We start from the raw sequence: 20,758 nt of genomic DNA on the forward strand, positions 1-20,758 counted from the left end.
TGATTCTGTTAATGTTTGTGCAGCGCATTATCTTGCCATAGTAAAATCTATGTATCAATATTGTTATTTTGCACTGTTTAACAGCTTGCCAACTAAAAAATTATGCTGATATGCAACATATAGTTCCTGTAAAAAATTAATAACTGCGCATACCTGTTGATTCATGTGGTTTTTCAGATAGTGATGCGGAGCCTGTAAGGGGGATAATAACTCGCATTACTAAATTTGAATTGACCTGATAGTGCTTATTGCGTTATTTTTACCTGTTTTGTAATAGCTGAGAAGCACTTAATTTATTTAATTTTGTATGTATGGTATCCAAGTCTTCTAAAAATGCTGCGGCATCTCAGCCAGAAAGTTTTGAGGCGGCATCGGCTGAGCTGGAAAAAATAGTGGCAACCATGGAAACAGGACAAATGTCATTGGAAGCTTCCCTTTCAGCTTATCAGCGCGGAGTTGAATTATTGCAATATTGTCAGAATACACTGCAAGGTGCGCAACAACAGGTAAAAATACTTGAAGCAGACATGTTAAAAAATTTTACAAGACCTGACAGTGATGAGCGCTGACTTTCAAAGCTGGGCCAGTAATTGTCAAGCCAGTATCGAAACGTTTCTTGAGTCCCGATTACCTGCCGCTGATTGTGTTCCTGTTCGATTGCATAAGGCAATGCGTTATGCTGTCTTGGGCGGCGGAAAGCGAGTGCGGCCTTTATTGTCTTTTGCAGCGGGAGAACTTGCACATGCGGATGTCGAACGCGTGACGGTTGTTGCTGCGGCGACAGAACTTATTCATGCGTATTCTCTAGTGCATGATGACCTGCCTTGTATGGATGATGATATTCTGCGACGTGGCAAGCCTACCTGTCATATCGAATTTGATGAGGCCACGGCATTGTTGACGGGTGATAGTTTACAAACACTCGCGTTTGAGTTGCTGGCGGAAAAACGTCTGGCTGATACGCCCGAGACGCAATTAGCGATGATCACACAATTGGCACTGGCTTCCGGTTCGCGTGGTATGGCAGGAGGACAGGCATTTGATCTGGACAGTGTCGGCAAGGCACTCAGTCTGCCGGAACTGGAGTTCATGCATATCCATAAAACCGGTGCGTTGATTCGTGCTGCCGTGATGCTGGGAGCCCGTTGCAGCAACCGCTTGGATGATAATCAGTTGAGTAAGCTGGATCATTTCGCCAAATGTGTCGGTTTGGCATTTCAGGTGGTTGACGATCTGTTGGACGCTGAAGCAACGACGGCCACATTGGGCAAAACCGCCGGTAAAGATGCTGAAAATAACAAGCCCACGTATGTCAGTATTCTGGGTATTAGCCAAGCGCGTGAATTGGCGGAAAAATTACAGCATGATGCCGATCAGGCTTTAGATGGTTTTGGTGAAGCTGCATTAAGGTTGCGTCAAGTAACCGATTTTATAATTAAACGTAAGTTCTAGCATTTTCCTCATTATTTTTATTTTCAGGTTTTGAATGTATCCACTGTTAGATATCATTAATTCACCATCCCAATTACGTGAACTGGATCAAAAGAAATTACCGCAGTTTGCCAAGGAACTCCGTAGCTTCTTGATTGAATCGGTCGCAAAAACCGGTGGACATTTGTCTTCCAATCTGGGTACCGTCGAATTGACCGTTGCACTACACTACGTTTTTAATACACCGTATGATCAGTTGGTGTGGGATGTCGGTCATCAGACGTATGCGCACAAAATTCTGACAGGCCGGCGAGATGGCATGAGCAAGCTGCGCATGCAGGGCGGCATAGCCGGATTTCCACGCCGCGATGAAAGTGAATATGATGCATTCGGCACCGCGCATTCCAGTACCTCGATCAGCGCCGCGCTGGGTATGGCGGTTGCGGCGCGATTAAACAAGACGGATCGGCGTGCAGTGGCGATTATCGGCGACGGTGCGATGAGTGCAGGCATGGCATTTGAAGCACTGAACAATGCCGGTGTGATGGATGCCAATTTGCTGGTTATCCTGAATGACAATGACATGTCGATATCACGGCCGGTCGGAGCACTCAACAACTATTTAGCCAAGTTGATGTCCGGACGATTCTATGCCACGGCGCGCCGTGCCGGCGAGAAAGTACTTGGTGTCGTGCCACCCATGCTGGAATTGGCCAAACGCGCGGAAGAGCATGTCAAAGGTATGGTCACACCCGGTACGCTATTTGAAGAATTCGGATTTAATTACATTGGCCCGATCGACGGCCATGACCTGGATGTTCTGGTTACTACACTGAACAACATCAAGCTCCTGGAGGGACCGCAGTTTCTGCATGTGGTTACCCGTAAAGGTGCCGGTTACAAGGTGGCGGAAGAAGATCCCATTCTGTATCACGGTGTTGGCAAGTTTGATCCGGAAAAAGGAATTGTTGCCAAATCAGCCGGAAAGCCCGCCTATACACAGATATTTGGTGATTGGCTGTGTGACATGGCGGCACAAGACTCCCGCTTGATCGGCATTACTCCGGCAATGCGCGAGGGATCCGGGTTGGTGCGCTTTTCACAGGAATATCCTGAGCGTTATTTCGATGTGGGTATCGCCGAGCAACATGCGGTGACATTCGCGGCTGGTGCGGCATGTGACGGCTTAAAGCCGGTCGTGGCGATTTATTCAACCTTTCTGCAGCGTGCTTATGATCAATTGATCCATGATGTCGCCATCCAGAATTTACCGGTGGTATTTGCCATCGACCGGGCCGGCTTGGTGGGCGCGGATGGCCCAACACACGCGGGTAGTTTTGATTTGTCTTACTTGCGCTGTATTCCAAACATGACTGTCATGGCACCCTCTGATGAAAATGAGTGCAGGCAGATGTTATATACCGCCTTTAAACTGGACACGCCATCAGCGGTACGTTATCCACGGGGAACTGGAACCGGTGTACAGGTTCAAAGGGAAATGCAGGCATTGCCGATCGGCCGGGGCGAAATCCGGCGACAGGGGAAAAAGATTGCTTTCCTGGCATTTGGCAGCATGCTGACACCGTGTCTGGAAGCAGCAGAAGAACTGAATGCCACGGTGGCTAATATGCGCTTTATCAAACCGTTGGACGATGATCTAGTGGCATCTCTGGCTGCCAGCCATGATCTGCTGGTTACCGTGGAAGAAAATACCGTGATGGGTGGAGCTGGCGGTGCTGTGACAGAATCCCTCAACAGTCAGAGAATTGGTGCCCAAGTGTTACAATTAGGATTACCGGACATTTTTATCGATCAGGGTGATCCTGCGCAGATGCTTGTAGATTGCGGATTGGACAAAAATGGACTTATTAAATCAGTGCGATCAATATTGCCTGAGTAGGTTTCTGGGAGTCGGTCATGTTTGATCGGATTGCTGCCAGGCATATCTTGTTGCACAGGAGATAAACATGAATAAACAGATAGACTTACCGATTGCTGATGTACAGAGTTCACCCGATACCCGGCGTATTGCGATCGACCGGGTTGGCATTAAGGCCATACGTCATCCTGTGGTTGTAGCGGATAAGGATGGTGGAATACAGCATACCATTGCAGTTTTCAACATGTATGTGAATTTGCCGCACAATTTCAAGGGCACACATATGTCTCGCTTCGTCGAGATACTCAATGGTCATGAACGGGAAATTTCTGTTGAGTCATTCCAGGTAATTTTGCGGGAAATGATCGAGAAATTGGAAACGGATTCCGGTCATATTGAGATGACTTTTCCTTATTTCATCAATAAATCCGCACCTGTTTCACAAGTAAGAAGCTTATTGGACTATGAAGTGACATTCATAGGTGAAATTAAAAATAATGAATACCTCTTTACCATGAAAGTCGTGGTGCCCGTTACCAGCTTATGTCCTTGTTCCAAGAAAATATCCAATTATGGCGCACATAATCAACGCTCACATGTCACCATTTCCGTGCGTACCAACAGTTTTGTATGGATCGAAGACGTTATCAGGATTGCCGAAAATAATGCGTCGTGTGAACTTTATGGCTTACTGAAACGGCCGGATGAAAAATATGTGACCGAGAAGGCCTACGATAATCCCAAGTTTGTGGAGGATATCGTCAGAGATATCGCGGAAGTGCTGAATCATGATGCGCGTATTGATGCCTATGTGGTCGAGTCGGAGAATTTTGAGTCGATTCATAATCATTCAGCATATGCGCTGATTGAGAATGATAAGAAACGCCGCCAGTAATTACGTCATTCCTGAGTAACCGTCTTAATCAACAGCCCGTTAGGAGAGCGTCATGCCGGACACGATGACTCAACAGCGCGCTGCCGGTGCCATCATGGGCGCATTTGTCGGTGACGCATTGGCACTTGGCCCTCATTGGTATTACGATCTCGCTGAGCTTCGGCGTGACTATGGCGAATGGATTACTACCTATACCGATCCCAAACCTGGTCGCTATCATAGCGAACGCAAAGCTGGCCAACCCTCTCAAGCAGGTATTATTCTCACACTCATGCTGCGCTCCCTGGTTGCGCAGGGCGAATACAATGAAGCGGATTTTTGCCGCCGCATGGATGAAGACCTCTTCCCGTTTCTCGATGGCACGCCGATGGGTGGACCAGGCGGTTACACCAGCCAATCAATTCGAGAAGCATGGCGGCGGCGGGTGGAGCAGAAATTGCCGTGGGGACAAACCGGCGGTCATGCGGATGACACGGAAGCAATTGAGCGCACGCTGGCGCTTGCAGTTCGCTACGCATTTCAGCCTACCGAGCTTGCTACCACAGTCGCAAGCAATACCCGCCTGACCCAGATCGATGATACCGTGATTTCGATGACCGTAGCGTATGCTGCGGTGCTGGGTATGCTGGTAAGAGGACATGCGCTGGATAAAACGCTATCCGGGAAACTGATGGGACTGGTAAAAACCGGAAAACTACCCTTCCATGCCGTCACCTTTGCCGATTTGCAACCACCCCGCCCGGGTGATCCCGATCCGCCTCGTGCCGGACGATTCGCGTCACCAGATGCCCTGCTCACGCCATCTTATATGGCTGAAGCTGCGGCTGATGCAGATATACGCATAGAACCGGCGTGGAAGGTGTCGATTGTTTACGGCATGCCTTGTGCCATCTATCACCAGCTCCCTGCCGCCTATTATCTTGCCGCCCGTTTTCGGGATAATTTTGAGTCTGCCGTGCTGCATGCGGTCAATGGTGGCGGACAGAATCAGGCACGCGCCATTCTTACCGGCGCACTTGTCGGCGCTCAAGTAGGCTTTTCCGGTATTCCGCAACGATTTCTTGACGGACTTGACGATGGTGACACACTCAAGGGTCTTGCGATGGATCTTGCTACCCAGATAAACGACCCCGATTAATATCCAACAAAAATTAAACTAACTCCATGCTGGTGGAATGAAACAAGCAAGAGCTAGGGTTTGCGACCAGTTACGATGCTGTAGTAGCCGAAAGCTTTGTGAATCTGAATGTCCTCAAATCCTATTTCCTTGAGCATCGATGATAATTCCAGACCGGAGTATTGCTTGCCTTCGGTCCAGCCCATCATCAACATACTGAAAGCTGCAGAGGCGAAAGGACCTGTCTTCTGATCATCATAGAGTATTTCATGGATGACGATGCGCCCGCCGGATTCGAGACTATTAAAACTCTTTGCGGTCAGAAAATGACACTTCTCCGGTGCCCAATCGTGATAGATGTTTGAGAAAAAATGCAGATCAGCTGAAGGCCAATGATCACTCCAAATATTGGTTTCATGTGTTTTGATCCGTTCCTGCAAGCCATACTGACTAATATATTCCTGGGCAAGCTCGCATACCGGAAGAAAATCCAGAAATATTACTTTCAGGTCGGGTAACTTTATTGCTGCACCAATCGAATGTGCCGCAGAACCTCCCGCAACATCAAGCATCACGCGATGCCGGGAAAAATCCAGGACCTCGGGCCAAACGAATGCTGATGTGATACTGATGCTATGCATGCCGCGCGTAAAGCGATGCAGCAATTCAATTTGTTCTTCATGGGTCTTAAAAATATCACCGCCGCCATAAGCTTGTGGAGAATCTGTCAACACTGCTTTTTCCAAGCTTGCGAAGGAAGATACCTGATAGTTGTCTATCATCAGATCCCAGAAAAATCCGAAATAATTGGGGCTATTTTCCAGTAAATATTCCTCTGATACTACGGTCAGAGAATAACGCTCTTCCTGCAACGATAAAAAACCCAATGCGGTAGCTGCGGTCAAGATAGCCTCTGCCGGACGTTGCTTGATACTGAGAGAATCGCAAATGTCTGTTAATGTACGCGGACCATCTGCCAGCAAAGAAAAAACTTTTAGTCGATGCGCCAGCAGCAATGCCGGATAACCATATACCGCAAAAACCACATCCCATACCGGACGATCATCGACTCGCGGCGCCCGAATGTTGGAAAAAGCATCTTGTGCCATCAATCCTCCTTTACCTTTAATTGGCTTACCCAATACACCAATCGCAAGTATTTATTATTTAATTTATTGGTAGATACTCAGGTTGCTCGCTGTGCCGCATGATTCACAGTAATTCTTGATGGGTGGAAGCTTTCATGGATTTTTCCGTTTCCACCAAGCGCTTGATATTCTGGACCGTTCGCTCAGCGCCATCCTTGATGGCAGCACGGACTAATCCCTCGAAAGGTCGCATGATCGCCAGAATTTCAAGCAGCTCAAAAGAGAATGTCAGTTTGGTTGAATGTTCAGGATTGATAACCTGTAATTCATACGTACAACGAAAAGGATCGGAAATCCCGACCAGTGTTAAACGCACGCCGGGCTCATACGTAGAAATTTTAAATTTCGATTCGGTACGACGCCCTTGGTCGATACGCACTTGCCGCCCTTCGGTTCCTAACTTTACCGGGCCTGGGGTGATCTGTTGAAGTTCTTTAACTTCTGGCGACCATTTGGGATAATTTTCGAACAGGCCGTCTCCAAGATACCGAAAAATTTCACCGGCCGGACACTCCACGACAGTATGCGCTCTACCTATGACCGGCTCGGTGGAGCCTAAATTGAGCATAGAACCTAAATTGAACATATTGCTTGCCCCTTTCTGACCGACGGATGCCCAGAATCAGTGTAATGATTGGCAATTAGCTGAGACGTTAAACGAATAAAGAATCGATTTCAAGCACTTTTAGGATCTGGTCTTATCTAAAAGACCACTCACTATTAGCCAGAATATTCAGTGCAACTTGGCTAAATCGTTTCGCAAATAAATCTGCAAAACCTTCGTGAGGTGTGAAGTCAACCAATACTTCCGCATTAATTATTTCACGTGCAACATATTCCGCACTACCTAGCGCATCAGTAAGCCCTAAATCAATACTTTTTTGCCCCGTCCATACGATACCGCTGAATATATCCGGTGCATCTTTTAAACGTTCGCCTCTACCTTGCCGCACTACATGGATAAATTGTTCATGAATTTCTTTTAACATAGCTGTCGCATGATTTTTCTGAACTGGATCCATCGGTGTAAAAGGATCAAGAAATCCTTTATTCTCACCCGCCGTTAGTAAACGCCTCTCAACACCTAATTTTTCTAAAGTGCCGGCAAAACCGAAACCGTCCATTAGAACACCGATTGAACCTACCAAACTTGCTTTATCTACAAAGATTTTATCTGCAGCAGCAGCCACATAATAACCGCCTGAAGCGCAAATATCCCCAATCACTGCATAAAGCGGTATCTCAGGGTATTTAACCCGCAGTCTCTTTATTTCATCATAAATATAACCCGCTTGCACCGGGCTTCCACCGGGGCTATTAATTCGTAATATAACTCCCTGAGTATTCTTGTCTTTAAACGCAGATTGCAGGCTGGCATTGATTTTATCAGCACTACTAGCACTATCCGCAGTTATGATTCCTCGCAAGTCAATGAGTGCTGTATGTTTATCAGTGATTCGTATTTTTCCATTATCAATCCACCCTAATGCAGCAAATAACAACGCAAAAATATATATAAAGAATAATAACTTAAAAAATATCCCCCAATTACGTGCACGACGCTGCTCACGTACGGATGCCAAGACAATATTTTCTAATAAATTTTTTTCCCAACCCTCATTCTTCACTTTCGGTTCATCCATTTATACATACTCACAAATCAAAATTAGAATTACTGCAGTCTAAACTAATAAGCTGAATTATCACAATCATAAGAAAATGAAATAGTAATAAATTTCGCGTTCTCTGAATAAATGAAATTTACCGTGATGACAAGATATTGATGCTAATTAAAAACTGCTTCCTTCTGCTAATTCAGAATTGACCAATTGATCTTTGCACGGCGAAAAGCAGGACAAAACTGGCGGATGATGTGCGCAAAATTCACACCGCCCCTGCGAACCAGAGCGAAATGACACATTTCGAAGCAGTCATCGATGGCGCGCACAAAAAGTATCTGCATGAATCTGAAAAAGCTGCCAACAAAATTTTCGAGGATAAGCCACCAAGGAGGGCAACCCGTCCAAATGCTGCACAAACAATCCCCGTGGCAAGACCACGGGGAATCGCAAGTTAAATCTTCTTCAGGTCTGATCAATCAATATCATCCCCTAATTGCGCAGTAGTTGTGAATAAATGACCACAAATACATCTATAAATACAATAAGATACTGCCTATTGAATTAAATTCCTGAACAGAAAACAGCAGATTCAATTAGAAACAATACAGGTCTGTTGGGTCCAAGACCGGAATTATCTTGAATAAGATGACAAATGCATTGTATTTAATTGATAATTAAAGAAATAAGCAAATCTTATAGCCAGAAAAGCAACAGCCATGTTGTCTATTTACAACATAGTTGTTATTTAATTTACAAAATTTGCTTGTTTTCCTTGCGATACACTTCCGTGTTGGGCACAATCCAATCAAACCCTCCAACATGGAGGGTCCGAACAACGGGGTACATTCCATCGGAGTGTAGCAAGGCAAAAAGAGACACCCCCAGTCGCTTTAACATTAAAGGAGAACTTCCGTATGAAGAAGAAACTTATTTCGCTGGCAGTAGCCGGTGCACTTGCAGTCCCAATGGTTGCATCAGCACAAGGAACCAATGTAACACTTTTCGGTAGTGTTCAGGCTGAATATGCTACGGTTAACCGCGATAAACAAAGTAGTCAAGCCCATATCGGTGATGATACCGGCAAATCAAGATGGGGTATGCATGTCACCGAAAACTTGGGCGGTGGATTAAAAGCGAAAGCACATGTTGAATATGGCTTCAGTACAGGCAGTGGTGCTCTAGGTATTGCACGGGAAAGATGGGTTGGGTTGGCTAACGACAACTGGGGTGAAGTGAAATTTGGTCGCGTTCAATCTCCATTTAAAGATTTTGCCGGTGGTAATACCATTGATGCATTTTCATACACAACTCTGCAAGCTTCCGGCAGCGGCGGTACCATGACTGCATCAGCCAATGGTTTAGGATCAGGTGCGAATGGTTTCGTGAACAGTGCTGTTCGTTATGATTCACCAAAAGTTGAAGGCTTCAGCTTCGCAGGTATATTGATGCCAGGCGACTCCAACAGATTAGACCCAGCTAACATTATCGCTGCAACAGGCCCTTACGCTGGAAGCAACTCTAATTCTGGTGGTGAAGATGGTGAATGGGACTTCCAAGTCGCAGGTAAATATGAAGCGAAAGTAGCAGGACATAACCTAGGTGCGTTTGGTGGATACTCTCGTGATAACATCAGTACCCGTCAAAGAACAAATTTAGGTTTGACTAACAATGAGCATGTGTGGCGTGGTGGTTTGATGTGGGGTTTCCAAAACTTCAAACTCAGCGGTCAATACGAAAGAGTTAGCAACGCGGTGGGTGCAGCAAGTTGTACCAATGCTGCTGCATTAGGCAATCCAGCAACAGGCTTGGGTGATTCACGCGGACAGTGTAATTCAGCGATGAATCTGGGTGGTGATGGACATCTGTGGTTTGCGGGTGGTCAGTATGATTGGGGCAACACCAGCTTTATCGCTCAAGGCGGTATGACAGATGCCAATGCAACTGCTCTCGCAGCAAAACGCGAAGTGAGCAGCTTCACGGTTGGTTTGATACATAATCTCAGCAAACGCTCTAGCCTTTTTGGCGGTTACCAACGCGCAATGGTAGATGATAGAAATTCATTATTCAGAGATAGCAATACCTATTCAGTGGGTATGCGTCACAATTTCTAATCAGCAGAGTTGACTTAATAAAAAAGGCACCAATTGGTGCCTTTTTTATTTTTAGAAAGAAATATAGTAAATCTGATTAGTCTTTTTCCTGCTGTAAATTTATACTTCAGGAAATTACTGAAAAACTTTTAGCGGAGATTGTGTAGTTATGAGTATGAAAAAATGGACTGATGAAGAACTGATCACTACGCGTGATAGCCTTGAAGCATGGAACAGTCGAAATAATAGTTCAGGATCCGGTTCAAAATTATGGTTATTTACAGCATTCTTAGGGGCATTTGCCATTTCAACCGGAGTAGCATTTTTCTTTCTTGATGGCATTGATGTCATGAATGTCCTATTAATAATTATGGGTACGGTCACATGTGCATCTTGGTATAAAAGTGAAAAACAGCGTAAAGATAATATTGCATTTCTTGCTGAGATCAATAAGGAGATTAAATCTCGCAAGGTAAAAGATACGCCGAAACATAAAGATAAAACCGATACGACAGCAAAAGAGATTAAAGAAAATTCTCGGGAGGATTCATCCGTAACAGAATCCCAACCTACCGAAAAGACGCTTGAGAAAGTGGAAGAAAAATCCGGGAATTAGTTCAGGTATGAAAATAAGTAATTTATTGGCAACATTTGTGCAATTCATTACCTTCAGAACATCTCACGCAGAAAATAGCTTATCTAACGGTAACATAAATCTTACATCGGATTTGAACCAAAATGACCGCCAACTTTTTGAAGCTTTGTGTCAATTCTTGTGGATCCAGGGCGGTCCATTGCCACTGATCTTTGACGTGGCGGATGTGGTTTATACAAAACAAGGGATTACATCAGCAACATTAAAACATCTTGAAGCAATTGGTTTACTTATTTTCGACACCAATGGTTTCGTTAAAAAGGGATTTGGTAAGCATACACGGCTATTTTACTGCGGTAAGCCGACAAAAATAGGTTTCCAGCATGATGCAAATAATTACCTGGATTTAGGGCATGTCGTGCTTACAGAGCGCGGCAAAAAATTGGCTTTGACTTATCAAACACCAAGAAATCAGGAATTTTATGAGTACGTCATCAAAAGATGGTTTCAGCAGGGATTGATCTTATCATCCATACAAATTGATCGGAATCCACGAACCGATTTCGTTGGTCGCGCCTGTTCGATTAAAGAATAAGAATGGCGCGATAATCATTGACATTGGTATAGGTCGGTCCAGTCACCACCAAATCATTTAGGTGCCGGAAGAATGTATAAGCATCATTATTGGCTAACAATGCGGCAGCATTCAATCCAAGCGCCTTGGCGCGAATGAGTGAATCAGGCGTCATGAGTGCCCCGGCGTTGTTTGCTGTGCCATCTATCCCATCGGTATCACAAGCAAGTGCATAAATCTTCTCCAGACCAGCAAGCTCAATCAGCAGTGACAATAAAAACTCTGAATTACGACCTCCGCGTCCCTTGCCCCGGATAGTGACTGTCGTTTCGCCACCTGATAACAGCGCTATTGGCGCCTTTAACAATTGCGGATGTAAGCGGATTTCTTTGGCAAGCGCTGCATAGCCTTTGGCAATTTCCCGGGATTCCCCAGTTACTGTATCGCCGAGTATCAAGGTGGCAATGTTGAGACTTTGGAAATAATCCGCTGCTGCCATCAGTGATTGATGAGCATTGGCAATAATTCTGTTTTCAACATGGGTGAAAATGGAAGCATCGGGCTTAGGCGTTTCATCGACTGCGCGTTCCGCTCCTGTCAATAAAATCTGCCTGACCGCTGGCGATACATCCAAATGGTAGCGATCAAGCACAGCCAGTGCATCAGAGAAGGTGGTTGGATCTGGTGCGCAGGGACCAGAAGCAATATGGGTTGCTGCATCTCCGGTCACATCCGAGATAATTAACGCCAGTATGGGAGCCTTGCAAGCTGCAGCCAGCTTGCCGCCTTGGATGGCCGACAAGTGTTTGCGGACGGTGTTGATCTCCTGAATGCTGGCACCACATCGCAATAATTGCTGAGTAATCTCTTGGAGTTCCTGCAATGAAACACCAACGATCGGTAGAGAAAGCAGGCTGGATCCCCCGCCACTGAACAAGCATAGTAGTAGATCTTCGGATTTTAACGCTTTGACCGCAGCCAAAATCTCTCGTGATGCCAGTTCCCCGTTTTCGTCAGGAATGGGGTGCCCGGCTTCGATCACCCTGATTTTATGCGTGGGGAGTGCATGCCCATAACGGGTGACAACCAAACCATCCAGTTGCGCATTGGCAGGCCAGGAATTCTCAACCGCCAACGCCATAGCCGCAGATGCTTTACCAGCACCGACAACGAGCGTGCGACCTCGCGGAGGATCCGGTAGATGTTGTGGTATGATATGCAGCGGATCGGCTGCTTTAACCGCGACTGAGAAACTTTCCAGCAAGCAGCTGCGCGGATTCATTTTGCGAGCATGGGTTGCAGGTAATGGCCGGTAAAACTGTTGTTATTGGCTGCGATTGCTTCAGGCGTGCCTTCAGCGATGATACAACCGCCGCCGTCGCCGCCTTCCGGCCCTAAGTCAATAATCCAGTCCGCAGTTTTGATGACATCCAGATTATGCTCAATCACTACCACGGTATTACCATGATCCCGCAGTCTGTGTAACACTTTCAGCAGTAGATCAATATCCTGAAAATGCAAACCCGTAGTCGGTTCATCCAGAATATACAGCGTACGTCCCGTGTCACGTTTGGAAAGCTCCAGCGATAACTTTACCCGCTGCGCTTCACCACCGGAGAGCGTCGTAGCGGATTGTCCCAGCGTAATATAGCCAAGCCCCACTTGCAGAAGTGTTTGTAATTTACGTGCAACGACCGGTACTGCATTGAAAAATTCAAATGCATTTTCCACAGTCATCTGCAGTACTTCATTGATATTCTTGCCTTTATACTGAATCTCCAGGGTTTCACGATTATACCGTCGGCCATGGCATACGTCGCAGGTGACATAGATATCCGGCAGAAAATGCATTTCCACCTTGATCACGCCATCGCCCTGACACGCTTCGCATCGTCCGCCTTTGACATTGAAGGAAAACCGGCCAGGCGCATAACCGCGTTCGCGCGCCTGTGGTACACCGGCAAACAACTCGCGGATGGGTGTAAATAGCCCAGTGTAAGTCGCAGGATTGGAACGGGGCGTGCGTCCGATAGGGCTTTGGTCCATATTGATGACTTTATCGAAAAAAGCCAGACCTTCAATGTGTTGATAGGGTGCGGGTTCGGCATTGCTGGCATACAGGTGCCGGGCCACTGCGCGATGCAGTGTTTCATTAATGAGCGTCGACTTGCCGGATCCAGAAACGCCAGTCACACAGACAAACAATCCTACCGGTAGATTCAGTGTGACGTTTTTGAGATTATTACCGGATGCACCATCAATGCGCAGTATTCGATCTTTAATCAGCTCGTGACGTTGCTCCGGTATTTTGATCGATAATTTCCCCGATAAGTATTTGCCGGTCAGAGAATCGCTATTTTCCTGGATAGCTTGCGGATCGCCCTGAGCGACAATAAAGCCACCGTGCTCTCCAGCGCCGGGCCCCATATCCACCACATAATCCGCAATTTGTATGGCATCCTGATCATGTTCAACCACAATGACGCTATTGCCGAGGTCACGCAGATTTTTAAGCGTATCCAACAGGCGACCATTATCGCGTTGATGCAAACCAATGGAAGGTTCATCCAGAACATACATGACACCGGTCAAGCCGGAGCCGATTTGACTGGCGAGGCGGATACGCTGGGATTCACCGCCAGACAACGTATCCGCCGACCGATCCAGCGATAAATAATCCAATCCGACATTGTTGAGAAATTGCAGGCGGCTGGAAATTTCCTTGATGATCCGCTCAGCAATCGATTGTTTCTGACCTGATAATTGGATTTGGTCAAAAAATAGTTTGGCTGCTTTCAACGGGAAAGCACTAATTTCAAAAATCGCCTGCCCGGCAACATGCACATGACGCGCAGCCCGGCATAAACGCGTACCCTGGCATTCCGGACAGGTTTGTGCATTGAGATATTTTGATAACTCTTCACGCACGGTCTGCGATTCTGTTTCCTTATAACGCCTTGTTAGATTGGGGATGATTCCTTCAAAAGCATGTGTCTCCTGGTGCTTCTTCCCCCCTTCCGTTAAATAGGAAAAATGTATTTTTTCTTTACCGGAGCCCTGCAGAACGATGTTCTGAATAGAGTCATCCAGATTTTCAAATGGCGTTTCCAAGTCAAATTCATAATGTTTGGAGAGACTTGTTAATAGTTGGAAGTAAAACTGATTGCGTCGATCCCAATTTTTTACCGCACCTGCGGCCAGTGAAAGATGTGGAAAAGCGACTACGCGCGCTGGATCAAAAAAGGTGATTTGCCCCAGACCGTCACATTTGTGACAAGCGCCCAATGGGTTATTGAATGAAAATAACCTGGGTTCTAATTCGGACAACGAATAACTGCACACGGGACAACTGAATTTGGCGGAAAAAAGGTGTTCCTGGCCGGTATCCATTTCAACTGCTAACGCACGTCCATCGGAATGGCGTAATGCCACTTCAAATGATTCAGCAAGCCGTTGCTTGGCATCCGGAGCAACCTTCAGGCGATCAATGACAACCTCAATCGTATGTTTCTTAGTTTTCTGCAATTTGGGCATTGCATCAATTTCATACACTTCTCCGTCAATCCGTAAGCGGATGAAACCTTGCGCGCGCAGCTCATCAAATAACTCAACCTGTTCACCTTTGCGTTCCACGATCAACGGTGAAAGAATCATCAAGCGCGTGTCAAGTGGAAGTTGCAGCACATGATCGACCATTTGCGAAACGCTTTGTGCGGTCAGGATAATATTGTGCTCTGGGCAGTGCGGATCACCGACCCGGGCAAACAGCAAACGCAGATAATCATGAATTTCAGTCACTGTGCCTACCGTCGAGCGTGGGTTATGCGAAGTTGCTTTTTGTTCGATGGCAATTGCAGGTGAAAGCCCCTCAATCAAATCAACATCGGGTTTTTCCATGAGTTGAAGAAACTGTCTCGCATAGGCTGAAAGTGATTCCACATAGCGGCGCTGACCTTCCGCATAGAGCGTATCGAATGCCAGTGAGGATTTGCCCGACCCTGATAGCCCGGTAATGACAACGAGCTTGTTACGTGGCAGATCGAGCTGAATGTTTTTCAGATTGTGGGTGCGCGCCCCGCGTATTTTTATGGATTCCATGAACTATCTATGTATGAGTCAACCTGCTAATATACCCAACTTTTTGGAAATATCACAACCTGATTCATGTCTGCATCAACTTCATCTGAAAAAATGTCTCCAGAGGAACTGCGCGCGACCATCGGTCTGGCAGGCGTTTATGGCTTGCGAATGTTTGGATTATTTATCATTTTGCCGGTATTTGCTTTTTATGCTGAAGACTTGCCCGGTGGAAACAACTACACGCTGGTCGGCATTGCCCTAGGGGCATATGGCTTGACACAAGCCATTTTGCAAATTCCTTTCGGTTGGTTGTCGGATCGTATCGGGCGTAAGCCCGTCATTTATTTGGGTTTGATTTTGTTTGCGATTGGCAGTCTGATTGCTGCTGTCGCAATCGATATTTACTGGGTAATACTGGGACGTATCATTCAAGGTGCCGGCGCAATCTCGGCTGCTGTGATGGCGCTCGCAGCGGATCTTACACGCGAAGAACATCGCACTAAAGCTATGGCAACCATCGGTATGACCATTGGCACTGTTTTCGCCATTTCTTTAATTGCCGCTCCAGTATTGAATCAATGGATCGGTGTGCCAGGAATCTTTGCCATGACGGGCGTATTAGCGTTGCTAGCAATGATTGTGGTCAACAAAATTATCCCTGATCCGCAAATCAGCCGTTTTCATTCGGATACGGAGGCATCGCCTGCAAGTTTTGGCAGCGTATTGCGCGATACACAGTTGTTGCGTTTAAATTACGGCATTTTCGCTTTACATGCCACGTTGATGGCGTTATGGTTGGTTGTGCCACTCACTTTACGCCAGGCAGGGATGGCAGCCGACGATCATTGGCAGATTTATCTACCGGTTCTGTTGTTGTCGATTGTATTAATTATTCCGGCAATTATTTACGCCGAGAAAAAAGCAAAGTTAAAATTTGTATTTATTGCGGCTATCGCTATGTTGTTGATAGGACAGATATTGCTGGCAATTAACTTTGATTCAATCTGGGGTACAGCCTTTGCATTATTGGTTTTTTTTACGGCATTCAATTTGCTGGAAGCCAGCTTGCCATCTCTGATTTCGAAGATTGCACCGGTTGGTGCAAAGGGAACAGCGATCGGTGTCTACAGTAGCACGCAGTTTTTGGGTGCTTTTGCAGGAGCAGCAGCGGGTGGTTATTTATTTGGAGTGTATGGAAGCTACGCGTTATACACATTTTGCGGATCATTACTGATCGTATGGTTGATACTTGCAGTCACGATGAAAGCCCCAGCTGCGGTGCGTTCCAAGATGTATCATGTGCAAGAAATGGATTTGGATAAATCCAGAGAGTTATCACGTCAGCTTGCGGCAATATCAGGTGTATATGAAGCCTTGGTGCTGGCTAACGAAGGCGTCGCCTATCTAAAAGTGGATATGGAAGGCTTTGATGAAGAAAAAGTGATTAAATTGCTTGAGGAGGAAACATAAATGGCATCAGTCAATAAAGTCATACTCATTGGTAACTTGGGAAAAGACCCGGAAACCCGCTACATGTCAAATGGTGATGCAGTGACCAATATTACAGTAGCGACGACGGATACCTGGAAAGACAAGAATGGTGAAAAGCAGGAAAAGACTGAATGGCATCGTGTGACGTTTTATCGCAAACTTGCAGAAATTGCAGGAGAATACTTAAAGAAAGGTCGCTCTGTTTATATTGAGGGCAGACTGGAAACCAGAAAATGGACGGATAAAAACGGCGTGGAACGTTATACGACGGATATTATTGCAAACGATATGAAAATGCTGGGCAATCGATCAGGAAGCGGTAGCTTCGAATCACCTGATCATGAAGAAGACAATTCTGCTCCTAATCGATCTTCTTCAGCCAAGGGTGCCAGTGGATTTGATGATATGGATGATGATATCCCGTTCTAAGCGAACGGGGCGAATCAGTGTAATTTAATGTCTGTCAGGGAGTTGAAGTATTCCTTCTCGGAAATCTGATCCAGAGATACTTGATTGGCGACGGGGAGGTAATGAAAATTCAATACTTTCTATACTGCCACCAATTGCTTTAGCCATATTTCTGAACTCCACTGCGAGCATACATTTGGGAACAATGAATGTTTGCTTAAATCCAGATTTGAAATTAACAAGAATTTTCATAACGTTATTCCAGGTAAGTTTGATTTATTTAAGAATTTGACCAATGATTTCATAGCGGTGCTATTAATTATTTTGATTCTAACGACTTAAGTAAATTAAACTTTAACAGGCGTTGAAAAACTATCTGCGCTGCCGCTACGATGTAAAAACAGGCTCAGAATGCTTATTTATTACGCATAAACTGCGCTTTTTCGCCTATTTTTTGCCTTGTATCGGCTGCCTCGAAAACATTTTTCAACAGCCTATGTATTATTCCTGCTGTTTTCATTGTAATTGCGCGGCATTCCACACCCTATGAATAGAAAAATACGGGTGCCTTACTGCCTTTATGAAGTTAACAAAAATAAACTTCCAGCCTTACTAGAAGCCATTTAACTTTGATACTCACCAGCACAATAAACTAAACGCAGAATTTTATGGAATTAACCCTGATCTGCCATCCATCTTGCTTTTTTTGCATGCTTCTCTCTGATAAACTCAACGCTTCGATAATACACAAAAATATATCAGCTAATTGAGGAGTCCCGGATGTTTGACAAACCCAACCAACTTATTTTTTACATCAATGTAACGCTCATTGTTTTCGGTGTCTTGGTGGCATTGCTAACTGATCATGTTGTGATTGGGCTAATATTCGCTATCAGTGCATTGATACTGGTTTATGATCAAATCAGGCAAAATAAATTCGCATTTACCATCGCAGATTTAAGAAAAATACTGACTGTTCATGACACTACCGGAAATAAAGCAACATTGACACAAACACAAATGACAACCGCTTGTCACGTTGATAACTCGGAATATTGGTTTAGAAATATTCACGCCATTGGAAGCATTAGTAATTTCAGAGTCAATAACGGCGATCCGGCCGAACAAAGAAAAGACAATGGAAGCTACCAAGTCTGTATGAAGCTTCCGCCCGAATTAAAAGCAATCAATGGTTGTGATCTGACTTTATCGTATGAATACAAGGATGCTTTTACACAAACAGAGGGAACCCTCTCCCACGTTGTCGATAACGACACGCAACAATTGCATCTGGTCGTTGAATTACCCGAGGGTCGCGCCATTTCATCCGCTAGGTTCTTCTGCAAACATCATGGTAAAGAAGAAGCACTGCTGCCGCCTGTTGTGACCGGACAGACAAAGATTGAAGCAGATATCAGAGATCCGAAACTGGGTGCAGAGTACTGCTTGCAATGGAATTGGTCTGAAGCAGGTTTGTTAAAAAAATTAGGGCGTTTTTTCTAATTGTAAGTAAGTGTAACCGTCTTCTATCTAATCTTGGTTTAAAAAATACAGATTAATAAGCCAAGATTAGATGAACATGAGCCTCATAGCACTTTCCAATTCTTTCCGCTGTTAGCAAATAAACTTAAACGCCATTGAATTTACTCAAAGCCCTCGCTGCTATCAGCAGCATGACCTTCATCTCGCGTATTCTCGGGTTTGTACGCGACATCATGATCGCCCGGATTTTTGGCGCAGGCATGGCGACGGATGCTTTTTTTGTTGCTTTCCGCATTCCTAATCTGTTGCGGCGATTATTTGCTGAAGGCGCATTTTCACAGGCATTTGTTCCAATACTCGCTGAGTACAAAAATACCCGCACCCCCGAAGAAACCCGCGGTTTGATTGACCATATCACCATGCTCTTGGGCATCACGCTGTTCATTGTCACTGTCATTGGCATCGTGGCAGCGCCGCTGATCATCTATGCCAGCGCACCCGGATTTTCTACCGATCCGGAGAAATTCAATCTGACCGTTGAACTCCTGCAGATTACCTTCCCCTATATTTTATTTATTTCCCTGGTGGCTTTGGCGGGCGGCATACTCAATACGTATGGCAGGTTTAATGTACCTGCGATCACACCGGCATTCTTGAACCTATCATTTATCGGTTGCGCACTGTGGCTCACACCTCTACTGGATCCACCGGTTCTGGCACTGGCTTGGGCGGTTTTTATCGGCGGCGTATTGCAACTCGCTTTCCAAATACCATTTCTGTTACGCCTCAAGTTATTGCCGCGCATTCGTTTCAACAATCCGGATACCGGCGCTTGGCGTGTAATCAAATTAATGGGCCCGGCAGTTTTCGGCGTATCGGTGGGTCAAATCAGTTTACTGATCAACACCATTTTCGCTTCACTGCTGGTTACCGGCAGCGTTTCCTGGCTTTATTATGCTGATCGCTTAATGGAATTCCCAGCAGGTCTGTTGGGTGTCGCATTGGGCACCATCTTGCTGCCATCGCTGGCTCGACATTACAACAGCAACAGTCACAACGAATACTCCCGCTTGCTCGACTGGGGTCTGCGCATGACGATACTACTGACATTGCCGGCAGCGCTGGCATTAGCGTTATTGGCGACTCCCTTGATCACAACGCTTTTTCACCACGGCGCATTCACTGACCATGATGTATGGATGACGCGCGAAGCACTGATTGCCTACAGTATTGGATTGCTTGGATTGATTCTGGTGAAAGTGCTCGCACCGGGATTCTATGCGCGCCAGAATATCAGAACACCGGTAAAAATCGCCGTCATCACATTAGTTGCCACACAACTGATGAATCTCGCCTTCATCATTCCCCTCAAACATGCCGGATTAGCATTGGCTATCGGTTTAGGCGCTTGTCTTAACGCAGGATTACTGTATTACAAGTTACGCAGTCATGAAATCTATCAACCGCAACCAGGATGGTTGATGTTCTTTCTGAAAATACTAACTGCGTTGACGATTATGGGAATTGTGCTGTGGTTTGCGACAGGCAGTGATGCTTCCTGGCTCGTTGATTCTACAATGACACGCGTCGGCCGGTTAAGCTGGATAATCATTGCGGGTGCATCCAGTTATTTCGCTGCGTTATGGTTGTTAGGATTCCGCGTCAAAGACTTTACCAAGCAACAGGCTATATAGAACAGCTTATTCCAATTCTACTTAGAAATAGCGAGGTCTTTGAAAAACTTTATTTTTTATAATTCGGATTAAAAATACTGTGCTTTCTGAGCGGTTGATGCGTTTCTAACCAATCGCAATCAAGCAATTTCTACAAACATTAACTCATAACGGTAAATTTTCGTCTAAATGGCATATGTTTTCTGCGTGATTAGGATTTTGCATAAACAATCTTGGCAATCTCTCAGGTTGTATGCCATGCTTTGTAATTCC

At 45.6% G+C, this 20,758-nt stretch carries 19 protein-coding genes; 13 read left to right on the top strand and 6 right to left on the bottom strand.

Features of this window, described 5'->3' with window-relative positions:
- The first annotated feature begins 311 nt into the window (after nucleotides 1-311).
- The 5 genes from Q0K92_RS03865 (at nucleotide 312) to Q0K92_RS03885 (ending at nucleotide 5,343) form a co-directional block, all read left to right on the top strand.
- Nucleotides 312-569 carry an exodeoxyribonuclease VII small subunit gene (locus tag Q0K92_RS03865; protein ID WP_297324490.1) on the top strand — a complete coding sequence of 86 codons (258 nt, stop codon included), beginning with the start codon at nucleotides 312-314 and terminating at the stop codon, nucleotides 567-569.
- Entirely contained in the window at nucleotides 559-1,452 is an 894-nt protein-coding gene (locus Q0K92_RS03870; RefSeq protein ID WP_297324491.1) for a polyprenyl synthetase family protein, read from the top strand. Before Q0K92_RS03865 ends, Q0K92_RS03870 begins: the two co-directional genes overlap by 11 nt.
- A gap of 34 nt (nucleotides 1,453-1,486) precedes the next feature.
- Complete coding sequence (dxs, locus tag Q0K92_RS03875) at nucleotides 1,487-3,331, top strand: 1-deoxy-D-xylulose-5-phosphate synthase (protein ID WP_297324492.1); 1,845 nt, start codon at nucleotides 1,487-1,489, stop codon at nucleotides 3,329-3,331.
- A gap of 67 nt (nucleotides 3,332-3,398) precedes the next feature.
- Nucleotides 3,399-4,205: a GTP cyclohydrolase FolE2 gene (gene folE2, locus Q0K92_RS03880; protein ID WP_297324493.1), complete on the top strand. Its 807-nt coding sequence runs from the start codon at nucleotides 3,399-3,401 to the stop codon at nucleotides 4,203-4,205.
- Nucleotides 4,206-4,257: 52 nt separating this feature from the next.
- The gene (locus tag Q0K92_RS03885; protein ID WP_297324494.1) at nucleotides 4,258-5,343 is read left to right on the top strand and encodes an ADP-ribosylglycohydrolase family protein; all 1,086 of its coding nucleotides are present in this window, start codon (nucleotides 4,258-4,260) and stop codon (nucleotides 5,341-5,343) included.
- A gap of 53 nt (nucleotides 5,344-5,396) precedes the next feature.
- On the opposite strand, the gene Q0K92_RS03890 is transcribed toward Q0K92_RS03885, so the two are convergent.
- From Q0K92_RS03890 to Q0K92_RS03900, 3 genes are all read right to left on the bottom strand, one after another.
- A complete protein-coding gene (locus Q0K92_RS03890; protein ID WP_297324495.1) occupies nucleotides 5,397-6,431 on the bottom strand; it encodes a methyltransferase in 1,035 nt (344 codons plus the stop codon).
- A 103-nt stretch (nucleotides 6,432-6,534) separates the two neighbouring features.
- Complete coding sequence (locus tag Q0K92_RS03895) at nucleotides 6,535-7,056, bottom strand: SRPBCC family protein (protein WP_297324496.1); 522 nt, start codon at nucleotides 7,054-7,056, stop codon at nucleotides 6,535-6,537.
- A gap of 112 nt (nucleotides 7,057-7,168) precedes the next feature.
- Nucleotides 7,169-8,113, bottom strand: coding sequence for a S49 family peptidase (locus tag Q0K92_RS03900; RefSeq protein WP_297324497.1), 945 nt, complete (start codon nucleotides 8,111-8,113; stop codon nucleotides 7,169-7,171).
- A 269-nt stretch (nucleotides 8,114-8,382) separates the two neighbouring features.
- Between Q0K92_RS03900 and Q0K92_RS03905 the strand changes: the two genes are divergently transcribed.
- From Q0K92_RS03905 to Q0K92_RS03920, 4 genes are all read left to right on the top strand, one after another.
- Nucleotides 8,383-8,547 (top strand): hypothetical protein, encoded by a 165-nt coding sequence (locus Q0K92_RS03905; protein WP_297324498.1) that lies wholly within the window; start codon nucleotides 8,383-8,385, stop codon nucleotides 8,545-8,547.
- A gap of 459 nt (nucleotides 8,548-9,006) precedes the next feature.
- The gene (locus Q0K92_RS03910; RefSeq protein WP_297324499.1) at nucleotides 9,007-10,203 is read left to right on the top strand and encodes a porin; all 1,197 of its coding nucleotides are present in this window, start codon (nucleotides 9,007-9,009) and stop codon (nucleotides 10,201-10,203) included.
- 148 nt (nucleotides 10,204-10,351) lie between these two features.
- A complete protein-coding gene (locus Q0K92_RS03915; protein WP_297324500.1) occupies nucleotides 10,352-10,798 on the top strand; it encodes a hypothetical protein in 447 nt (148 codons plus the stop codon).
- A gap of 7 nt (nucleotides 10,799-10,805) precedes the next feature.
- Entirely contained in the window at nucleotides 10,806-11,372 is a 567-nt protein-coding gene (locus Q0K92_RS03920; RefSeq protein WP_297324501.1) for a hypothetical protein, read from the top strand.
- Here Q0K92_RS03920 and Q0K92_RS03925 read toward each other — a convergent pair.
- Together Q0K92_RS03925 and uvrA are read right to left on the bottom strand one after the other, a co-directional pair.
- Nucleotides 11,362-12,633: a glycerate kinase gene (locus Q0K92_RS03925; protein WP_297324502.1), complete on the bottom strand. Its 1,272-nt coding sequence runs from the start codon at nucleotides 12,631-12,633 to the stop codon at nucleotides 11,362-11,364. The two genes, Q0K92_RS03920 and Q0K92_RS03925, sit on opposite strands and share 11 nt — an antisense overlap.
- Nucleotides 12,630-15,449: an excinuclease ABC subunit UvrA gene (gene uvrA / locus Q0K92_RS03930; RefSeq protein WP_297324503.1), complete on the bottom strand. Its 2,820-nt coding sequence runs from the start codon at nucleotides 15,447-15,449 to the stop codon at nucleotides 12,630-12,632. The genes Q0K92_RS03925 and uvrA overlap by 4 nt, the downstream gene beginning before the upstream one ends.
- A gap of 93 nt (nucleotides 15,450-15,542) precedes the next feature.
- Between uvrA and Q0K92_RS03935 the strand changes: the two genes are divergently transcribed.
- Together Q0K92_RS03935 and ssb are read left to right on the top strand one after the other, a co-directional pair.
- The gene (locus Q0K92_RS03935) at nucleotides 15,543-16,901 is read left to right on the top strand and encodes an MFS transporter (RefSeq protein ID WP_297324504.1); all 1,359 of its coding nucleotides are present in this window, start codon (nucleotides 15,543-15,545) and stop codon (nucleotides 16,899-16,901) included.
- A complete protein-coding gene (gene ssb / locus Q0K92_RS03940) occupies nucleotides 16,902-17,351 on the top strand; it encodes a single-stranded DNA-binding protein (protein ID WP_297324505.1) in 450 nt (149 codons plus the stop codon).
- Nucleotides 17,352-17,375: 24 nt separating this feature from the next.
- On the opposite strand, the gene Q0K92_RS03945 is transcribed toward ssb, so the two are convergent.
- Complete coding sequence (locus tag Q0K92_RS03945; RefSeq protein ID WP_297324506.1) at nucleotides 17,376-17,582, bottom strand: hypothetical protein; 207 nt, start codon at nucleotides 17,580-17,582, stop codon at nucleotides 17,376-17,378.
- Between the two features lie 528 nt (nucleotides 17,583-18,110).
- Here Q0K92_RS03945 and Q0K92_RS03950 point away from each other — a divergent pair.
- Together Q0K92_RS03950 and murJ are read left to right on the top strand one after the other, a co-directional pair.
- Entirely contained in the window at nucleotides 18,111-18,833 is a 723-nt protein-coding gene (locus tag Q0K92_RS03950; RefSeq protein ID WP_297324507.1) for a hypothetical protein, read from the top strand.
- Nucleotides 18,834-18,967: 134 nt separating this feature from the next.
- Nucleotides 18,968-20,506 (top strand): murein biosynthesis integral membrane protein MurJ, encoded by a 1,539-nt coding sequence (gene murJ / locus Q0K92_RS03955; protein ID WP_297324508.1) that lies wholly within the window; start codon nucleotides 18,968-18,970, stop codon nucleotides 20,504-20,506.
- Nucleotides 20,507-20,758: the final 252 nt, after the last annotated feature.

The organism is Nitrosomonas sp., assembly GCF_024282095.1.
Lineage (GTDB): Bacteria > Pseudomonadota > Gammaproteobacteria > Burkholderiales > Nitrosomonadaceae > Nitrosomonas.

What these genes read in the sequence shown, in the direction of transcription:
- Q0K92_RS03905 (WP_297324498.1), top strand. Translation starts at nt 8,383, where the DNA reads ATGACACATTTCGAAGCAGTCATCGATGGCGCGCACAAAAAGTATCTG.
- Q0K92_RS03920 (WP_297324501.1), top strand. Translation starts at nt 10,806, where the DNA reads ATGAAAATAAGTAATTTATTGGCAACATTTGTGCAATTCATTACCTTC.
- Q0K92_RS03910 (WP_297324499.1), top strand. Translation starts at nt 9,007, where the DNA reads ATGAAGAAGAAACTTATTTCGCTGGCAGTAGCCGGTGCACTTGCAGTC.
- folE2 (WP_297324493.1), top strand. Translation starts at nt 3,399, where the DNA reads ATGAATAAACAGATAGACTTACCGATTGCTGATGTACAGAGTTCACCC.
- Q0K92_RS03945 (WP_297324506.1), bottom strand. Translation starts at nt 17,582, where the DNA reads ATGAAAATTCTTGTTAATTTCAAATCTGGATTTAAGCAAACATTCATT.
- Q0K92_RS03885 (WP_297324494.1), top strand. Translation starts at nt 4,258, where the DNA reads ATGCCGGACACGATGACTCAACAGCGCGCTGCCGGTGCCATCATGGGC.
- ssb (WP_297324505.1), top strand. Translation starts at nt 16,902, where the DNA reads ATGGCATCAGTCAATAAAGTCATACTCATTGGTAACTTGGGAAAAGAC.
- Q0K92_RS03900 (WP_297324497.1), bottom strand. Translation starts at nt 8,113, where the DNA reads ATGGATGAACCGAAAGTGAAGAATGAGGGTTGGGAAAAAAATTTATTA.
- Q0K92_RS03870 (WP_297324491.1), top strand. Translation starts at nt 559, where the DNA reads ATGAGCGCTGACTTTCAAAGCTGGGCCAGTAATTGTCAAGCCAGTATC.
- dxs (WP_297324492.1), top strand. Translation starts at nt 1,487, where the DNA reads ATGTATCCACTGTTAGATATCATTAATTCACCATCCCAATTACGTGAA.
- Q0K92_RS03915 (WP_297324500.1), top strand. Translation starts at nt 10,352, where the DNA reads ATGAGTATGAAAAAATGGACTGATGAAGAACTGATCACTACGCGTGAT.
- Q0K92_RS03925 (WP_297324502.1), bottom strand. Translation starts at nt 12,633, where the DNA reads ATGAATCCGCGCAGCTGCTTGCTGGAAAGTTTCTCAGTCGCGGTTAAA.
- Q0K92_RS03865 (WP_297324490.1), top strand. Translation starts at nt 312, where the DNA reads ATGGTATCCAAGTCTTCTAAAAATGCTGCGGCATCTCAGCCAGAAAGT.
- Q0K92_RS03890 (WP_297324495.1), bottom strand. Translation starts at nt 6,431, where the DNA reads ATGGCACAAGATGCTTTTTCCAACATTCGGGCGCCGCGAGTCGATGAT.
- Q0K92_RS03935 (WP_297324504.1), top strand. Translation starts at nt 15,543, where the DNA reads ATGTCTCCAGAGGAACTGCGCGCGACCATCGGTCTGGCAGGCGTTTAT.
- Q0K92_RS03895 (WP_297324496.1), bottom strand. Translation starts at nt 7,056, where the DNA reads ATGTTCAATTTAGGTTCTATGCTCAATTTAGGCTCCACCGAGCCGGTC.
- uvrA (WP_297324503.1), bottom strand. Translation starts at nt 15,449, where the DNA reads ATGGAATCCATAAAAATACGCGGGGCGCGCACCCACAATCTGAAAAAC.
- Q0K92_RS03950 (WP_297324507.1), top strand. Translation starts at nt 18,111, where the DNA reads ATGTTTGACAAACCCAACCAACTTATTTTTTACATCAATGTAACGCTC.